Origin of the sequence: Paenibacillus sp. FSL H8-0280, assembly GCF_045040665.1 — a bacterium.
Taxonomy (GTDB): Bacteria; Bacillota; Bacilli; order Paenibacillales; family Paenibacillaceae; genus Paenibacillus; species Paenibacillus xylanexedens_A.
The window spans coordinates 2,198,964-2,216,288 of sequence record NZ_CP150296.1; the positions used below are offsets into that span (position 1 = coordinate 2,198,964).

The following is a 17,325-nucleotide window of genomic DNA, read 5'->3' on the forward strand; positions in this document are numbered from 1 at the left end:
TATACAATGAGCTAGAGTGGTGTGTAGTATATAAAAAAGCAGCAGGATCAGGGAGTATCCCTTGATCTTGCTGCTTTTTTTTTTTTTTTTTTTGAATTGGCTTAATTTTTTTTCGGGACTTCGCATCCGTCATCTGTGCAGATGCCACTGCCGTCTGTTTCTGTTGTGTTGGATTCAACCATGGTGAAAGGGGAACGCTCGTCCCATGCTTTTTGAATGGCATCCAGGAACACCTCGTCAGGCTGAGCGCCCGATACGGCGAACTTGCGGTCGAATACAAAGAAAGGTACACCGCGGATACCAAGTTGCTCACCTTCTGCTTGGTCAGCACGGACATTGTCGGTGAATTGATCACTGGACAGCACTGCCGTAGCTGCATCTCGATCCAAGCCGACTTCTTCTGCTAACTGAGCCAACACTTCAGGGTCGCCGGAGTGTTTACCTTCAATAAACACAGCTTGGAATATCCGTTCACTCAGTTCAAGCGCTTTGCCTTGTGTATCTGCCCAGTGTGTCAAGCGGTGAGCTGAGAAGGAGTTCGTAGGGATCATGGCATCGATATTGTATTCCAGTCCTGCCGTACGAGCATTGGCATTCATCTGGGCATTCATACCTTTGGCTTGTTCCACGCTCATATTATATTTGGCAGCCAGATATTCCGAATTGGTTTTGCCTGGGTTCAATGCAGCGTTTGGATCAAGCTCGAAGCTTTTAAATTGCAGCTTCACTTCATCACGGTGTGGAAACTGTTCCAGTACATTCTCCAGGCGGCGTTTGCCGATATAACAGAAAGGGCACAGAAAATCAGACCATATCTCAATATTCATTTTATTATAACCTCCATCATCCTTTTAGTTGAAACCAATATGGTTACAATTATAAAGCCACTTTCTATAATTCGCAAGGAGATTACTTTTTATCCCGATATGCTTTGGACCAATGGTAAGGTTGGATCTCATCCAGTCTTTTGAAAACCAACTGACCAGAAGGATCGTATACGGCAGCTTTAACTTCTTCACCCCAGTAAAATAATCGTTCCTGGCACACGCCGCAAGGTGTAAGGACCTTGAATTCTGAATGCTCGTCATTACGAGCGATACAGAGGGAGTGGGTGACGCGTTCGTTCAATTTGTGGGCTTCCAGATAAGCTCCTGTTTCCATACACAGATGCGTGGCATCGTTGATGACCTCTGGAGCTACGCTAATCAGCAGGGAGCCAGCTTCGGTATAGACGGCACCCGCACCGCCCCATCCCTGAGGATAACGTTGCTTCACAAATTTTGCGGCTGCATCGAACAATTGCTGTTCAATATTGAGTGGTTCAGTCTGTGATGTCATGTAATGAGAGTTCCCCTTTTTTAAATCCAGTTCAATTCATTTCGTGTATTTGTTTAGCTTGTCATTACGATATTGCTCATTGCGATGTTGCTGTTGAACTGTCTTCCTCTCGAAAGCGCTGAATCAAATCATAGGTAATTACGGTGTCCGAGACATGTAATCGCTTGGCTGCTTCATCATGACCTGGACGGCAAGCATTGATATCTGTTTTGTCACGTGTTGACAAGTCATAACAAGCGCCATTCTCGTAGATATAATCATCCGATGGAATATAGAATACAGAACCATCCGAGAATGCGCCATTACGCAGCACAACCGTACGCCCAGACCCGTCATATACGTCGTTACCCATGTGATAATAGGACTGGTCGGATAAGCCTAGCAAATGCAATACGGAAGGCGTGATGTCCAGTTGTCCCGAAGGTTCGTCGATGGTTCCGGCAGCTGCTCCGTCCGGTAAATGCACGAGCAGGGGGACCTCGTTCATGATCTGTGCCATATCCAGTTCGTTCAGCGAACGTCCCAGGAACTGTTCGTATTGTGATTGTTCCTTAATCGAGTTGTCGTGGTCTCCGTAGAACATAAAGATGGTATTTTCCCATAATCCCCGATTTTTCAGATCCTCGACCATCTTGCCGAGCGCCGAATCCACGTAATGAACGGATTGCAGATAGTTACCAAACATGGTCCCCTGGAACTCGCCTACATCCAGTTGCTGTTTCTCTTTAGGCAGGGCGTATGGATGGTGACTGCTAAGTGTAATGAGGAAGGAATAGAACGGCTCGGTCACCTCACTACTCATTTTCTCAACGGATTGGCGGAAAAAGGATTCGTCAGACAGGGACCAGCCAAGCGGATCATCCTGTGCAAAATCATTTTTACTGTAAAATTTGTCGTACTTCATGTTCTGATACATCGTATACCGATTCCAGAATCCGCTCTCATAAGCGTGAAATACGTTGGTGCTATACCCGTTATCCTTCAGAATGGAAGGTAGGGAATCATACGTATGGTCTGCATATCGTACAAAGGCTGATCCAATCGGAAGTGGATGCAGTGATATGTTTGCGCCAAAATCTGCATCTGACGTTCTGCCCTGACCGGTCTGGTGGTAAAAGTGACTATAATACTGACTTTCCTTCATCAGTTCGTTAAAATACGGTGTGATCTCCTGACCGCCAATGCTCTGGCCAATCATGAAGTTCATAAAAGCCTCACCCTGGACAATGATCACATTGCTGTCTTTATATTTGCCAAACAAGGCATCATTCTGCGGGGCAGCTTCTTGCCTTTCAGCGAAGAATGCCTTTGCTTGCTCAACATCAGCGGGTTCAGCCTGCGGCCCGGAGCCGATATGGTCTTTGGCAAAGTTGTACAGATCATAACCGTGAAAAGCGAGCAGTCCGGTCACATTGTACATGGATACATTCCACCAGTTGTTATCGAACAGGCCTTTGGCCCATGTTTTGCTGTAGAAATAAATCGGGCCGACAGCGAGGCCAATTCCCAGCACAAGGGCAATGCTGCCAGACGTGAGACGGCGGCGCAACCGTGCCTTGCCATCGTTATACGAATAACTCCCGTAACCAGTAACAGACGTACTGGAGTGCTTCGAACGGTAACGTCTGCTGAACAGTACGATAGCTGCGAACGGAATGACGACAAGCCAGTCGGCAAAGAACCAGAGATCACTTGTGTAGATCAATGTAGCGATACTGTCACCCAATGCGTCAACTTGTCTCGCCTGCAACAATACCGGGATGGTCAAGAAATCCTGAAAATAGCGATAATACACCATATCGGCATAGATTAGTGCGGTAAGCAGCAGGTTAAGCACCGCGAGAGACACGATCATGCCTCTACGTGGCAGCAACCAGGTCCAGAAGGACAGGAGTAGTAAAGATCCAATAGCAATGACTTTATCCAGCAGTCCCATCGTAATGTTATAAGCGTGAAGATTGTGATGGAGCCACATGAGTTTGAGCAGCATGAGCACAAGAAAAATAAGATATAACGTTAATGGATGATTTAGAAGCCCGCGTGGCATGGAGCTGCGCGTAGGCCGAATGACAACCATATGTATGTCCCCCTTGCTTTTGTTGTTTTGTAATCGGAGTGTAAAATAGGGCTCCATCCATTATAGCGTGGCCTCATGTGTTTTCAACTATGCCTCAGGGAGAATTGAATCTTGTCCAGCCGAAGACCGAAGTCGGTGAATTCATATGACCAGAAAAGCGCACAAAAAAAGCGCCCCGGCCATGGATGGCAGGAGCACTTTAGATTCGAAATAATTATGAAGATTGTGGTGCTTTATTTCGTGGGGGCAATGGGCCCAAATACTGATAGTACTGGGTTTCAATTCGTCCGTTGAACAACTTACGACGTTTGTCTGCCTTATGACCGAAATACTCCTCGAAAGCTTTGGTCGACGTGATTGCAAAAAAGGACCATGTTGGCATGTCGAGGTAACTGCGCCCTAATGAGCGGAGCAACTTCTGAACTTCTTTTTCTTCACTCAAACGTTCACCATATGGGGGATTGGTAATGATGACACCATATTCACCCTGTGGTCTTGCGCGATGAGCGGGCAGGACGCTGACTTCAATATCTTTGGCGAAGCCAGCACTTTTGATCGCTGCCATAGCAACTTCAATCGCTTCCGGATCAATATCGCTACCTGAAATTTGTAACGGGACATCGTCACGTACAGCATCGAATGCTTCTTCGCGCGCCTGTTCCCATAATTCTTCAGGAATGACAGCCCAATCCTCGGAGTTAAAGGTCCGACGAAGTCCTGGTGCAATGTTCCAGCCGATCATAGCGGCTTCGATCAGCATTGTGCCTGATCCACAGCACGGGTCATAGAATGGGCGGGATACATTCCAACGGCTGAGCTGAATAAGAGCTGCAGCAAGTGTTTCTTTGAGTGGCGCTTCGGTAACGAGTTTACGATAACCCCGTTTATGCAGACCTGGTCCCGTCGTATCTAAAGTAAGCAGGGCGCGATCGTTCAGCAGAATGACCTCAATCACATAACGAGACCCATCCTCTGGGAACCACTCTGTGTCATAAGTCAGCTTCAGTTTCTCTACGATTGCTTTCTTCACGATCCCTTGTGATGCAGGCACACTGCTTAACTGGGATTTTTGAGAACGACCCTCTACAGGAAATTCACCGTCGGCTGGAATCCACTCTTCCCAAGGCAACGCTTTGGTGCCTTCAAACAACTCGTCGAAAGTCGTGGCAGGGAATTCACCCATTTTCACCAATACACGATCCGAACTTCTCAGCCACAGATTACAACGGCAAATATCAATATAATCTCCTGTGAAGAAAACCCGTCCATTGTCGATCGTAACATCTTCATACCCCAGTTGTTTCAGTTCCCGGGCAACAACAGCCTCGAGTCCCATCGCCGAGGTTGCAATCAATTGCAATTGAGCCATGTGATTCATTTCAACTCCATTTCAAGCTGGAGAAGGGAAATCCTTCTCTCTGCTGTATAGTGACGGTGCGGCCTTGCCGCTTTCCGTGAAAAAACTTACAATGAGAAATGCGGTGAACGTATGCACGCCTCTTTCGAAGTGATGCATCAGTCAACCGCCTGTGTTGATAACAAACATTTATTATAGAACATTGGCATCCATATGGAAAGCAGTCCAAGTGTCCAAGGAGGATTTTAGTGGTGAATCTGACCCCTGATGAATATGTAAATCAATTATTTCAAGAGGATGAGCTTTTGCTGAAAGTGAAAGAGGCCATCCGTTCGAACGGCATGCCGGAAGTTTCGGTTGCGGCGGCGTATGGACGTTTGCTCACGTTTCTAGCCAAGACATCCAAAGCAGAAGCTGCGCTCGAAATCGGCGTGCTGGGCGGTTACAGTGGGATCTGCATTGCGCGTGGTTTGCGTGAGAATGGAACCCTGACTTCGCTGGAACTGAAAGAGGAATATGCGGCAATGGCGCGTGGTCATCTGGAAGAAGGCGGTTTTGGTGAAAAGGTGGAGTACCGCATTGGCCCGGCGGCAGACAGCCTGAAGCAATTGGAGCAGGAAGGTCGCACATTCGATTTTTTCTTTATTGATGCAGATAAGGAGAATTATCCGGTATATCTTGACTATGCCATTAAGCTGGCCCGGCCAGGTGCTGTTATTGTAGGCGATAATTGTTTCCTGCGTGGTCGTACACTAAATCCGGACAAGCAAGGTCCGGCTGTGCTGGCTGTTCGTCGCTTCAATGAACAGATGGCGAGTGACCCGCGTCTGGTGACGACGATGTTACCGGACTACGATGGGCTGGTACTTGCTTGGGTGAAGTGAGAAAAGGTTGAGGTAACAAAAAGAAGAGACGACACACCTTGTTAGTCAGGGGAGTGTCGTCTCTTCTTTTTGTCCAGATTTATAAAGGATGAGTGCTTTCTTATACTTCAGGTGTTCCGTACGTTTCAAACCATTTTTTGATGGTGTCAAAATCATCACTGAAGGACAAGCCCAGCATCAATAATACACGAGCTTGTTGAGGACTCAAATTGTCACCTGCAATGATACCTTTGCCACCGCCATACACACTTCCTGAACCCGTCCGAGTGGTGGTCACAAAGATGACACCTTCTTCAATGGCTTTGGTACGAGCTTGTCCCATAGCTCTGGAGATACCGCCAGCTCCGGTACCGGAAGTTACGATTCCTTTGGCACCGCTACTCACGAATCCTTCAATGGCTCCGCCGCCAGCTTCTTGATATGAGATCGCAATTTCAACTTTGGCCAGATCTGCCTTTGTTATTTTACTTAGATCAAATACGGGCTTCGCTGTGCCTTCAGGTTTCAGGGCACGTGCAGGAGCACGGTAGATTCGAATATTTTCTTCATCAATATATCCTACAGCACCGAGCATCGGCGTTTCAAACGTATCTGTCCGATAATCATTTGTCTTGGTTACACCACGAGCAAGCTGGATTGTGTCATTCAACATGAGTACTGTGCCGAATGAAGTGGTACGACCACTGCCTGCAAGTTTGATGGCGTTGTACAGATTGGCTTGAGCGTCAGAACCGATGACGGTCCATGGACGCATGGAGCCTGTGATCACGACAGGTTTGTCACTCTGAACCGTCATATCGAGGAAATAAGCGATTTCTTCCATTGTATCTGTACCCGTGGTAACGACAACACTGTCATACATTGCCAGAGCTTTGTCTACCGTCTGTGACAAGTCATAGAGGTCGGTCATGCTATAGGAACCTGAACCTGAGTTTCCGAATTGGAGTGTGCTAACATCAGCAATCTTCTGTTTATCCGGTAAGGCGTCTACCATCTCTCCAATGGGAAGCGTACCTGCCTTGTAATTCTGGAAGCTGGTGGCATCCTCGGATTGACCGGCAATCGTTCCGCCAGTTCCGATCACCAATACATTAGGGAGTGCAGATTGCTTGGAAGAGTCTGGTATTGCAGGGATGGAAGTATTGCGAGCCGGAGTAGTGGTTGCTGTCTGAACAGCACCTGTTGTGCCTTTCACCTCTACCGTAGCTGCGTGCGCAGCGTAGGTTCCAATGGGGGACAACGAGATGGTCAATGCTGTTAAAGCTGCGGTACTCCATACGGCCCAGGGACGAAGATTGGATGTTTTACTCATGAATAGCACTCTCCTTCAAGTAAGTGTGATGTTAAGTTTGTTAAGAAGAATATGTATACCATTTCAAATTGATTGTATTTTATGTTAAGTAATATGACAAATATAGATAAAGGTAGAGTAATCGGTTACATTCATAGATAATGAGAGTAAAATGGTTATTTATGAGGAATTACGAAAGAATATTCATTCTAATAGAGATAGATGAGAGCTGGTTTTAGTAGTTTTGAAGAAAAATAAGTCTTTTTAATGTTAGTTAATATTACATATTGAGTCTTTTGTCCTGATAAAACGATGTATTTTAATAAAAGAATGTCGAATTGGGACTCATATCAGAAGTGGGTTACAGAATGAGAGGGTAATAGTAACGCATATTAGGTAATGGGGCTCAATTACGGTCTGAAGAGTGGTTTCGTAATAGAGTTATGTTTATAATAGGGGTGATCAACATATGTAAATAAATATATAATATTGATTGGAGGAGAAACGATGAAACAGGCACCGAGAAAGTATGCAAATTACATTCCGATTCGGGAACTGGAGACTTTGGAAGAGAGGTTATCTCCCTTCAAGGTGTATGCAGAACTTCGTGATAACACTCCAGTCCGCTATGATGAGCATCGAGAATGTTGGGATGTTTTTGGTTATGAAGATGTGAAGTACGTTCTGAAAAATCCGAAACTATTCTCTTCTGCACGTGATCGTGCCAATACGAGCATGTTGACGACAGACCCTCCCAAACACAAACAGCTGCGTGATCTGGTGAACCAGGCGTTTACACCCAAGGCAATTGAAGCATTGGCTCCGCGTATTCAGGAAATCACAGATGAGTTAATTGCTCCATACCTGTCAGAAGGACATATGGAACTTATTGATGACCTTGCAACACCATTGCCCGTCATTGTCATTGCGGAATTGATCGGAGTCCCTGCGGCGGATCGTCAAAAGTTCAAAGACTGGTCTGATGTGTTGGTGAAAGGCGCACGTGACGATAGTGAGCAGGCCTTCCAGGAGTTATTGGAGGAGAAAAAAAGAAATATGCAGGAGTTGCATATCTATTTCACTGGCATTATGGAAGAACGTCGGTTGCAGCCAAAGGATGATCTGATCTCATTACTGCTTGCTGCGGAGATTGATGGTCAGCAATTGACTTCAGATGAAGTGGTGGGCTTCTGTATTCTCTTACTTGCTGCCGGTAATGAAACAACAACCAACCTGATTACCAATGCGGTTCGTATTCTGTCTGAACAACCCGAGCTACAACAGGAGTTGCGCGAATATCCTGAACGGATTACTTCTGCGATTGAAGAAACGCTGAGATATTATCCGCCAATTGTTGCGATTGGGCGGGTCGCCAAGGAAACTGTAGAGTTGAATGGTCAGACGATTCAAGCTGGAGAGCAGGTGATTTCCTGGGTTGGAGCAGCCAATCGGGACAGTGCCCAATTTGAAAACCCGGAAGATTTCATCTCTGATCGCAAGCCGAACAGGCATATGGGCTTTGGTTTTGGCATTCATTTTTGTTTGGGTGCACCACTCGCTCGATTGGAGGCAAGGGTAGTTCTTCATACATTGCTTCAGCACATGGGAAACATTCAACTTGTGTCTGGAACGGCTCTGCAACCGATACAAAGTGCTTTTGTATTTGGTGTGAAACATTATCCGATAGAATTCAATCTAATAAATAAATGATGAATGGCGCATGAATGACAAAAGCCGCTCTCAGGCCAATTAGGCGCTGGAAGCGGCTTTTTCAAATGAAAAATTAAGATGGACTATTTAAGAAATGGATAGGGAATCAGGATTCTCGAATAGAAGCAGGTTTGTTATACAATTTGAATCGGACCCAAACCATATTAAGCAGCAGCAGTCCGCCAGAGACGATAAACAGACCTTCGATCCCGATGAATCCTGCCATAAATCCTCCAATGATCGCTCCAAGCATGTTGCCCAGCGCCAGAGTACTCGTATTAAAACTGAATGCACGGCTGATCATGCTATCGGATGTATAGGAACGGATCAGGGCATTAACGCTCGGAAGCAAGCCACCCATGAACACACCCATCATGAAACGAACAAGAATGAGCTGCCACACGGTCTGAACAAATGCCTGCGGAATAAGCATGAGTCCTGTTCCTATGAGAGAGAACGTCAGCACCTTGTGAGGACCAATCCGGTCACTCAGCTTCCCGAGAATCGGAGACATGGCCATATTGGATAGTCCCGTAACTGCACCGACAAGTCCTGCCCAGAAGGCCACATTTACATCCGAAGCATGCAATTTTTGCACATACAGCGGCAAGAGTGACATGGGGCTAATCATCGCAAACTGCAACAGAAACGTCACGGCAAACAGTGCGGGCAGTTGAGGTGACTTGTTCAATTCCTTCAGACCGGATAATACGGATTGTGCCGGTAGTTTGGCTGCTTCTTGACGGTCAAACTTCTCTCTCACCAGGAACATGGCGAGCATGGAAGCAACAAAGATCAGTCCACCTGTAATGTAGAAAATGGGGCGGAAGCCTACCGCATCCGCTAACAAGCCACCAATAAGGGGACCCAGGATTGTGCCGGCAACCTGCCCGGACTGACTGATTCCCATGGCAAAACCCATGCGGTCTTTCGGAGTGGTACCCGATATCAGCGCAACAGCCGCAGGATTGAAACCGGAAATTGTACCGTTAAGCAAACGCAATAAGAGAAGCTGCCAAGGATTCTGTGCCAGACCCATAAGGGCAATAACGATGGCCATCCCGAATCCCGAACGCAGCAGCATTACTTTTCGGCCATACTTGTCTGATAACTTGCCCCAGAGCGGTTGGAACAAAAATGAGGTGAGGAAATTGGCTGCAAAAATAAATCCAGCCCATATGCCAATTTCATGTTCGCCAACAACGCCCAGATCTCTTGCGAGATAAAGAGACAAAAATGGGGTAATCATGGTCATGCCCGAATTGACCAAAAATTGTCCGAACCAAAGCACAATGAGGTTTACTTTCCACGTTTTCAAAGTGCTTTCACTTCCTTTCAAAGATATTTCTGTAATTCTCAAAAAAACACCATTCTTTCATTATAACATAATTGGCATATGAGGGATGGGTGTAAGGAATGTCATAGTATTGTCACGTAGAACGCATCTGCATGTGGTTGTTACGGCTGTTTAAAAAGGGCATAATGGTAATTATGAGTCCAAAAACTATTGGAGGCTTCTTACATGAGCTATAATGATCGACTGATTCGGGCAAGTTTCAAACAACAGGTAGACCGTGTCCCGGTATGGTACATGCGTCAAGCTGGACGTTACGATCCTGAATATCGCAAAATTAAAGAAAAGTACTCCTTGTTAGAGATCTGCAAACAACCCGAGCTGGCGGCTGAAGTTACACTCATGCCGGTACGCAAACTTGGTGTAGATGCGGCTATTTTGTATTCCGATATTATGAATCCGGTTGCCTCTCTGGGCATTGATTTTGACATTGTAAAAAATATTGGTCCAGTTATTGATAATCCTATTCGTTCGGCTGCAGATGTGGATCGGCTGCGTCCCATCGACGTAGAAGGAGATCTGTCACATATTCTGGAAACCATTCGAATTCTGGATAAGGAGCTTGATGTGCCTCTTATTACGTTTGCGGGCGCACCATTCACGATTGCGAGTTATCTGATTGAAGGACGACCTTCGAAAGGTTATATCCGCACCAAAACGATGATGTACAGCGAGCCTGAGATGTGGCATAAGCTGATGCAGAAGCTTGGTGATATGGTTATTACATATGTCCGTGCGCATATTGCGAATGGCGGTAAGGCATTCCAGTTGTTTGACAGCTGGGTTGGAGCACTTTCTCCCAGAGACTTCAGAACATATGTGTTGCCTACGATTACCCGTATCTTTACCGAATTATCGGATTTGAATGTACCGAAGATTTATTTCCCTGGTGTTGCATCCGGTGAGTTGTTGCCAGCACTGCATAATCTGCAAGCCGATGTGATTGGACTGGACTGGAGAGTATCCATTTCGGAAGGGCGTCAACGTCTTGGTGGCAAGTTTGCAGTACAGGGTAACCTGGACCCATATTTGCTTACTGCCCCGATGGAACTGATCAAGGAGCAAGCCAAAGTGATTATTGACGAAGGAATCAAGGAGCCGGGTTATATTTTCAACCTCGGACACGGATTATTTCCTGAAGCATCGCTAGAGAAGCTCAGAGAATTAACGGCGTATATTCATGAATATTCTGCCGAAGCAATGAAGACTGGGGTGACGGTAACCAATGACTAATACTGTAGGTGTACTGGTGATGTCGTATGGCACACCAGAAAATATGGAGAGTGTTGAAGCGTATTACACACATATCCGCAGAGGACGTCCGCCTGAACCAGATCAATTGAAAGAATTGACGGATCGTTATGAAGCTATTGTGGGCGGTGTTTTCCCACTTCGGGAGAACACAGACAATCAGGTCAAGGCCCTTCAAGAGACATTAAACCGCGATGAGCGTGGCACTGATGTGGAATTCCGTTGTTATCAAGGACTGAAGCATGCCTATCCGTTTATTGAGGATGGCGTGGAGCAGATGGCGAAGGATGGAATTCAGACAGCGATTGGTATTGTACTGGCTCCTCATTTTTCCACGATGAGTGTAGGCAGTTATATCAAACGTGCGCGTGAAAAAGCAGAAGAGCTGGGCGTTCATATGTCCTTTATTGAGAGTTATCATCTGCATCCGAAGTTAATTCAGGCGTTGTCCACACGTGTCAGTGACAAGTTGGATGCGTTCGAAGAAGCTGGAGCAAAACGCGGAGATGTGAAGGTGTTGTTTAGTGCGCACAGTCTGCCGGCACGTATTGTGGAGATGGGTGATCCATACCCGCAACAATTGCTGGAGACTTCGGAAGTGATTGCATCACGTGTAGGCATAACGAATTGGCAATTTACGTGGCAGAGTGCCGGACGAACAGCTGAGCCTTGGCTTGGACCGGATATTCTGGATACGTTACAGGAGCTTTCTCGTGAACAGGTAGAGGATGTGCTTGTGGCACCAATCGGGTTTGTCTCGGATCATCTCGAAGTGCTCTATGATCTCGATATTGAGGCCAAATCGATTGCCAAAGAGATCGACATGCGCCTGATGCGTATTGATTCTCTCAATAGCGATCCTCTATACATGGAGACCTTAAGCGACGTTATTATAAGCCAATGGCAGCAAGGGTCGGATGAGTAATGGGTGATAAGAAACGCCGTGTTGTTGTTGTCGGCGGTGGCCTTACCGGCCTCAGCGCGGCATTTTATATCCGCAAGCATTACCGGGAAGCAGGCGTTGAACCTGTGATTACTTTGGTCGAGAAAAGCTCGTCCATGGGAGGCATGATTGAGACACTGCACCGGGATGGATTTGTGATTGAAAAAGGGCCAGATTCTTTCCTGGCTCGCAAAACAGCAATGATTGACCTTGCTAAAGAATTGGAGATTGATCATGAATTGGTCAGTCAGAATCCGGAGTCGAAGAAAACGTATATCATGCAGCGTGGCAAGCTTCATCCTATGCCAGCAGGACTTGTTCTCGGTATCCCGACGGAACTAAGACCATTCTTGAGAAGTGGTCTGGTCTCTCCGGCAGGCAAACTGCGGGCGTTGATGGATTTTGTCATCCCGCCGCGTCGTACAACAGAGGATGAATCGCTCGGTTATATGATTGAACGCCGTCTTGGAGCAGAAGTGCTGGAGAACTTGACGGAACCACTGCTCGCGGGAATCTATGCAGGTGATATGCGGCGATTGAGCCTACAGGCTACTTTCCCGCAGTTCGGAGAAGTAGAGCGCGATTACGGCAGCTTGATTCGGGGCATGATGACTGGCCGCAAACCGGCTGAGACGCATACCGGAACGAAACGAAGCGCATTTCTGAACTTTCGTCAGGGACTCCAGAGTCTTGTTCATGCACTCGTCCATGAGTTGCAGGATGTGGATCAACGTCTGAACACCGCGGTGAAGTCACTGCAACGTCTTGATGCAGCACCAACCAGATACCGTGTTGAACTGGATAATGGCGAAATGCTTGAAGCCGATGATGTAGTGGTTACTGTGCCGACGTATGTCGCGTCGGAGCTGCTGAAGCCTCACGTGGACACAGCGGCACTGGATGCGATTAACTATGTGTCTGTAGCCAATGTAGTGCTCGCTTTTGAGAAAAAAGAGGTGGAGCATGTATTCGACGGGTCGGGTTTCCTCGTTCCGCGGAAAGAGGGTCGCAATATTACGGCTTGCACGTGGACATCGACGAAATGGCTGCATACCAGCCCGGATGATAAAGTACTGCTCCGCTGTTATGTTGGTCGCTCCGGTGACGAACAGAACGTAGAGCTTCCGGATGAAGCGCTGACGAATCTGGTTCTCAAGGATCTGAGAGAGACGATGGGTATTGAAGCAGTGCCGATCTTCTCCGAGATTACAAGGCTACGTAAATCCATGCCACAGTATCCGGTGGGACACCTCCAACATATTGCCGCCCTCCGTGAGGAGCTTGGTAGCAAATTACCGGGTGTGTACATTGCAGGTGCAGGTTATGAGGGCGTAGGCTTGCCTGATTGCATCAGACAAGCGAAGGAAATGTCTGTTCAGGCTACACAAGAGCTTGCAGCAGATTAAGTACAGCAAGAGAGCTGTCTCAAACGTAGAATTATCTACTGGAGAGATGGCTTTTTTTATGTGAAGATCTGGAAGCTAACTGAGTTCATACCCTTTCAATCGATACAGTTCCAAGGAATGATGGAAATCCAGAATATGCCTGATATAATGGTATGTATGGCTGTGAAGAAGAGGAGTTGCTTATGTATCCCCCAAGATCAGATCGAAGTGTAGAGAGAAAAAAAAGAAAGCGCACCCGCGATAGAATCATCTGGACAGTTAATCTTGTATTGATCATGGCAATTGGTCTGGTGGGCATTTTTTATGTCATTAATACACGTCAGCAACAGGCAGACCTGCCAGTGAAGCAAGAAATGGTTGATCAGGATCAGCCTTCCATTGGAGACGATGCCAAAGGTGGGGATCAGGTAAGCTCTCCAGAATCGGAATCCGATGAGACTTCGGAAGAAGAGACCGAAGCTACGGATGAAGAGACAACAGCGGATGCAGATAAGACATCTGGAGTAGCGACACCTGACACTTCAGGCAATACCAATAGTGAGAAAGTAGAATCCGGAACGAAAAAACCTGTGGCAAATTCGACACCGTCCGGTACCAAGGGAAATGCAGGTGTGGATCAGGAATCAGGGACGTCGAAACCTTCCAATTCAGCGAAGGATGTTACGATTAACTTTGTTGGTGATATTCAATTCTCGGGCAAAGTTGCTGAACTGCTGGATAAAAACGGTTATGATTATCCCTTTGCCAAACTCGGCAGATTATTCAAGGATGATGATCTTACCATCGGCAACTTGGAGACCCCGATAACCCTGGGTGGTACTGGTGCGGCTAACAAAACATATGTATACAAATCTTCGCCCAAAGCATTGGCGGCAATGGCCTCTGCGGGTTTTGATGCTGTCAATTTGGCTAACAATCATATTCTGGATCAGGGCGTAGAGGGCTTGGTGGATACGTTAACCTATCTCAAGGAGTATGGCATAGCTCACACTGGAGCAGGGATGAACAGAGATGAAGCTTATGCACCAGCTTACCTGGAACGCAAAGGCATGAAGATCGCACTGCTTGGCTTCTCCCGAGTGGTACCGGAAACGAGTTGGAAGGCGGAAGGCAATCGGGCTGGTGTGGCTGACGCTTATGATTCTACAGGAGCAGTCAAAGCAATCCAGGAGGCCCGTCAGAAGGCAGATCTGGTCATTGTGTTTGCACATTGGGGAGAGGAACGTGTAAGTACTCCGAATAGTGACCAGACCCGATTGGCTCATGAGTTTGTAGATGCTGGCGCAGATCTGGTCATAGGTGGTCATCCTCATGTGTTGCAAGGGTTGGAGTACTATAAGGGGAAGTGGATTGCATACAGTACGGGAAATTTCATTTTCTCCAAATCAACTACCGAAGAGACTTGGAAAACGGCGGTATTTCAGGCTCGTTGTAGTCAAGATGCAGCTTGCAGCATGAAAGTTATCCCTTATGAGGCCGGGCTAGGTCAGGCCATTCCAATGATTGATGAGGCGAACAAACTGCTGTTGGAACAGATGACAAAGCTCTCCCCAGGTATTCGATATGATGGGAATGGAGTCGCTTCGCCTAATTAAAAACCTTTTTGAGGAGGGAATCGAATGAACAACCTTTGTGTAGCACACCGTGGATTTTCTTCTATTGCACCAGAGAATACGATGGCTGCATTCCTGATGGCCATGGAGCGGCCTGAAGTTCAGTGGATGGAGCTGGATGTACAGTTGTCGCGTGATGGGGTACCAGTGGTTATTCATGATTTTACAGTGGATCGTACGACGAATGGCAAGGGCTTGGTTCGGGAAACCGATTGGGCTGATCTGCAACGTCTGGATGCCGGAGCATGGAAAAACAAGTCTTACAAAGGCGAACGGATTCCGGCGCTAAGTGAATTGTTAGATCGCTCGTGCGGCAGAGTACGTTTGAACATTGAACTGAAAACGCAGGGAGACATGTACCCGGGTCTGCCTGCGGCTGTTATACATGAAGTGAGAAAAAGACATATGCAAAATGATGTTGTGATCACCTCATTTGAACCAGCCGCTCTGATCGAAGTGAAGAAACTTGCACCGGAGATCCAGACAGGGCTGATTATCGATGCACGACCAGGTGATCTGTTAACCGCGCTGCGGCAGATGAATTGTACATTCCTTTCGATTGGATACACCAATGTAGACAAATCCTTAATGAACGAGATGCGGAGTGCAGGCATTCGGGTGATGGCTTGGACAGTGGATGACAAGACCATTATGAAGAAACTGGCGGCGGTTGATCCTGAACTCATGTTATGTACGAACCGTCCTGACGTATGGGAGCTGGCATTTCAGGAGACGAGCAGCCGATTTTTCAGACCGTAATTATCCCAAATGCACTATTGAATCCAATAAAGGTGGTTATATACCCATGTTGACTAACATTCGCAATGTATACTGTGTAGGACGCAATTATAAACTTCACGCGGAAGAATTGGGTAACGCCGTTCCGGATGAACCAATGATCTTTATGAAACCTTCCCATGCAGTCGTGCCCCTGAATGGTGAAACGCTTCAATTGCCTGCTACCAAGGGTGAAGTTCACTATGAAGCTGAACTGGTCGTGCAAATCGGCCGGAGTTATAAGCCAGGTATGGCGGTGGATGAGCTGGTGGATGCGTATGCGTTTGGTATTGATTTTACGTTACGTGACGTACAGACCGTGATTAAGAAAAAAGGCCACCCGTGGACAGCGGCCAAAGGGTTCAGAAATTCCGCTCCGGTTACTGTATTTCAGGCATTCCCGGGTGCGGCAGCATTACTGGAGAAAGACTTTACATTGACCAAAAATGGTGAGGAAGTCCAGCGTGGTAATATTCGTAACATGATCTTCAGTTTACAGGATATTGTGGATTATGTAGGTCATCATTACGGCCTGGGGCCGGGCGATGTCATTTTTACAGGGACTCCGGAAGGTGTTGGACCAACACAAGCAGGAGATGTGCTCGAACTGGCATGGGACGGCGAATCCTTGGGTGCCTGCACGATTGGGTCAGCGCAATAAGGATTACACATCACACCTGCTTGAGATGAATAGAGTACAAGAAAGGGGCGTGCATACGCTCCTTTTTGCTGTGTTATCGTGGATATATATTTATATCTTCATCGAACGGATACGCTACTAATTTACGCCAAACTGTATGCTGTATTTGCGCTCTGTGTGACCAACTCTTCCAGTTCAGCTTGTTGTGCAGCATGTTGCTCTAAACTGATACTTCCACTTGCGAGCCGTTCATCCAACTGCTCTCTGAGCTGTCTTACTTGTATAGCAATCACTTCATCCAAATTCCCGTTGTTTTCTTCCGTAATCCTCCTCAGTGATTTTCCGTTGTACAGTTCCTGATACAGATCCGCTTCTGAAGGCTGATTGAGAGCGCTGAGCAGCTCGTCATTGCTTCCCTCACGAGTATCCAAGTCAACGATGGACCACTTAGCACTAGGTATGGGGGAGATGGCGGATTGGCCCCATGCTGTTCCGGCGAAGGACATGGTGACAATCATTGTGCCTATAATAATGACTCTTTTCATATTCATATGGATAATCCTCATTTCTGTAGTTGAGTACGAACTGAATCGTAGCTTGTCGTTGATGTATTTGTAGATGTTTCTATCTGAGAATAGTGTAAACGGGAAACCTGAAGTGAAACTTAAAACAGGATAAGTAATT

Annotated in this window: 15 protein-coding genes; 8 read left to right on the forward strand and 7 right to left on the reverse strand. The window is 46.9% G+C overall.

The features are described 5' to 3' along the window. Positions 1-101: 101 nt before the first annotated feature. The 4 genes from MHI12_RS09930 to MHI12_RS09945 form a co-directional block, all read right to left on the reverse strand. A complete protein-coding gene (locus MHI12_RS09930) occupies positions 102-827 on the reverse strand; it encodes a DsbA family oxidoreductase (protein WP_405172277.1) in 726 nt (241 codons plus the stop codon). Positions 828-909: 82 nt separating this feature from the next. After that, positions 910-1,338 carry a cytidine deaminase gene (locus tag MHI12_RS09935; protein ID WP_405172278.1) on the reverse strand — a complete coding sequence of 143 codons (429 nt, stop codon included), beginning with the start codon at positions 1,336-1,338 and terminating at the stop codon, positions 910-912. A 76-nt stretch (positions 1,339-1,414) separates the two neighbouring features. After that, entirely contained in the window at positions 1,415-3,415 is a 2,001-nt protein-coding gene (locus MHI12_RS09940) for an LTA synthase family protein (RefSeq protein WP_405172279.1), read from the reverse strand. 214 nt (positions 3,416-3,629) lie between these two features. Beyond that, complete coding sequence (locus MHI12_RS09945; RefSeq protein ID WP_074094429.1) at positions 3,630-4,784, reverse strand: class I SAM-dependent RNA methyltransferase; 1,155 nt, start codon at positions 4,782-4,784, stop codon at positions 3,630-3,632. Between the two features lie 239 nt (positions 4,785-5,023). Here MHI12_RS09945 and MHI12_RS09950 point away from each other — a divergent pair, with 239 nt between their 5' ends. Continuing rightward, complete coding sequence (locus MHI12_RS09950; RefSeq protein WP_405172280.1) at positions 5,024-5,656, forward strand: O-methyltransferase; 633 nt, start codon at positions 5,024-5,026, stop codon at positions 5,654-5,656. 100 nt (positions 5,657-5,756) lie between these two features. Here the strand turns inward: MHI12_RS09950 and MHI12_RS09955 are convergent, their stop codons facing one another. Next, positions 5,757-6,968 (reverse strand): asparaginase, encoded by a 1,212-nt coding sequence (locus tag MHI12_RS09955; protein WP_100529287.1) that lies wholly within the window; start codon positions 6,966-6,968, stop codon positions 5,757-5,759. Between the two features lie 486 nt (positions 6,969-7,454). Here MHI12_RS09955 and MHI12_RS09960 point away from each other — a divergent pair, with 486 nt between their 5' ends. Beyond that, on the forward strand, positions 7,455-8,657 hold the full coding sequence (locus MHI12_RS09960; protein WP_405172281.1) for a cytochrome P450: 1,203 nt from the start codon (positions 7,455-7,457) through the stop codon (positions 8,655-8,657). Positions 8,658-8,763: 106 nt separating this feature from the next. Here the strand turns inward: MHI12_RS09960 and MHI12_RS09965 are convergent, their stop codons facing one another. After that, positions 8,764-9,975, reverse strand: coding sequence for an MFS transporter (locus MHI12_RS09965; protein WP_036670103.1), 1,212 nt, complete (start codon positions 9,973-9,975; stop codon positions 8,764-8,766). 204 nt (positions 9,976-10,179) lie between these two features. Here MHI12_RS09965 and hemE point away from each other — a divergent pair, with 204 nt between their 5' ends. The 6 genes from hemE (at position 10,180) to MHI12_RS09995 (ending at position 16,662) form a co-directional block, all read left to right on the forward strand. Beyond that, positions 10,180-11,244, forward strand: coding sequence for a uroporphyrinogen decarboxylase (gene hemE, locus MHI12_RS09970; RefSeq protein WP_405172282.1), 1,065 nt, complete (start codon positions 10,180-10,182; stop codon positions 11,242-11,244). Continuing rightward, positions 11,237-12,187, forward strand: a complete 951-nt coding sequence (gene hemH, locus MHI12_RS09975; RefSeq protein ID WP_405172283.1) for a ferrochelatase — start codon at positions 11,237-11,239, stop codon at positions 12,185-12,187. Before hemE ends, hemH begins: the two co-directional genes overlap by 8 nt. Further along, entirely contained in the window at positions 12,187-13,611 is a 1,425-nt protein-coding gene (gene hemY / locus MHI12_RS09980; protein WP_405172284.1) for a protoporphyrinogen oxidase, read from the forward strand. Before hemH ends, hemY begins: the two co-directional genes overlap by 1 nt. Positions 13,612-13,793: 182 nt before the next feature. After that, complete coding sequence (locus MHI12_RS09985; RefSeq protein WP_405172285.1) at positions 13,794-15,206, forward strand: CapA family protein; 1,413 nt, start codon at positions 13,794-13,796, stop codon at positions 15,204-15,206. Positions 15,207-15,230: 24 nt separating this feature from the next. Further along, complete coding sequence (locus tag MHI12_RS09990; protein ID WP_047842367.1) at positions 15,231-15,983, forward strand: glycerophosphodiester phosphodiesterase family protein; 753 nt, start codon at positions 15,231-15,233, stop codon at positions 15,981-15,983. A 46-nt stretch (positions 15,984-16,029) separates the two neighbouring features. After that, entirely contained in the window at positions 16,030-16,662 is a 633-nt protein-coding gene (locus tag MHI12_RS09995) for a fumarylacetoacetate hydrolase family protein (RefSeq protein ID WP_405172286.1), read from the forward strand. Between the two features lie 122 nt (positions 16,663-16,784). Here the strand turns inward: MHI12_RS09995 and MHI12_RS10000 are convergent, their stop codons facing one another. Beyond that, the gene (locus tag MHI12_RS10000) at positions 16,785-17,192 is read right to left on the reverse strand and encodes a hypothetical protein (protein WP_338593542.1); all 408 of its coding nucleotides are present in this window, start codon (positions 17,190-17,192) and stop codon (positions 16,785-16,787) included. Between the last annotated feature and the right edge of the window lie 133 nt (positions 17,193-17,325).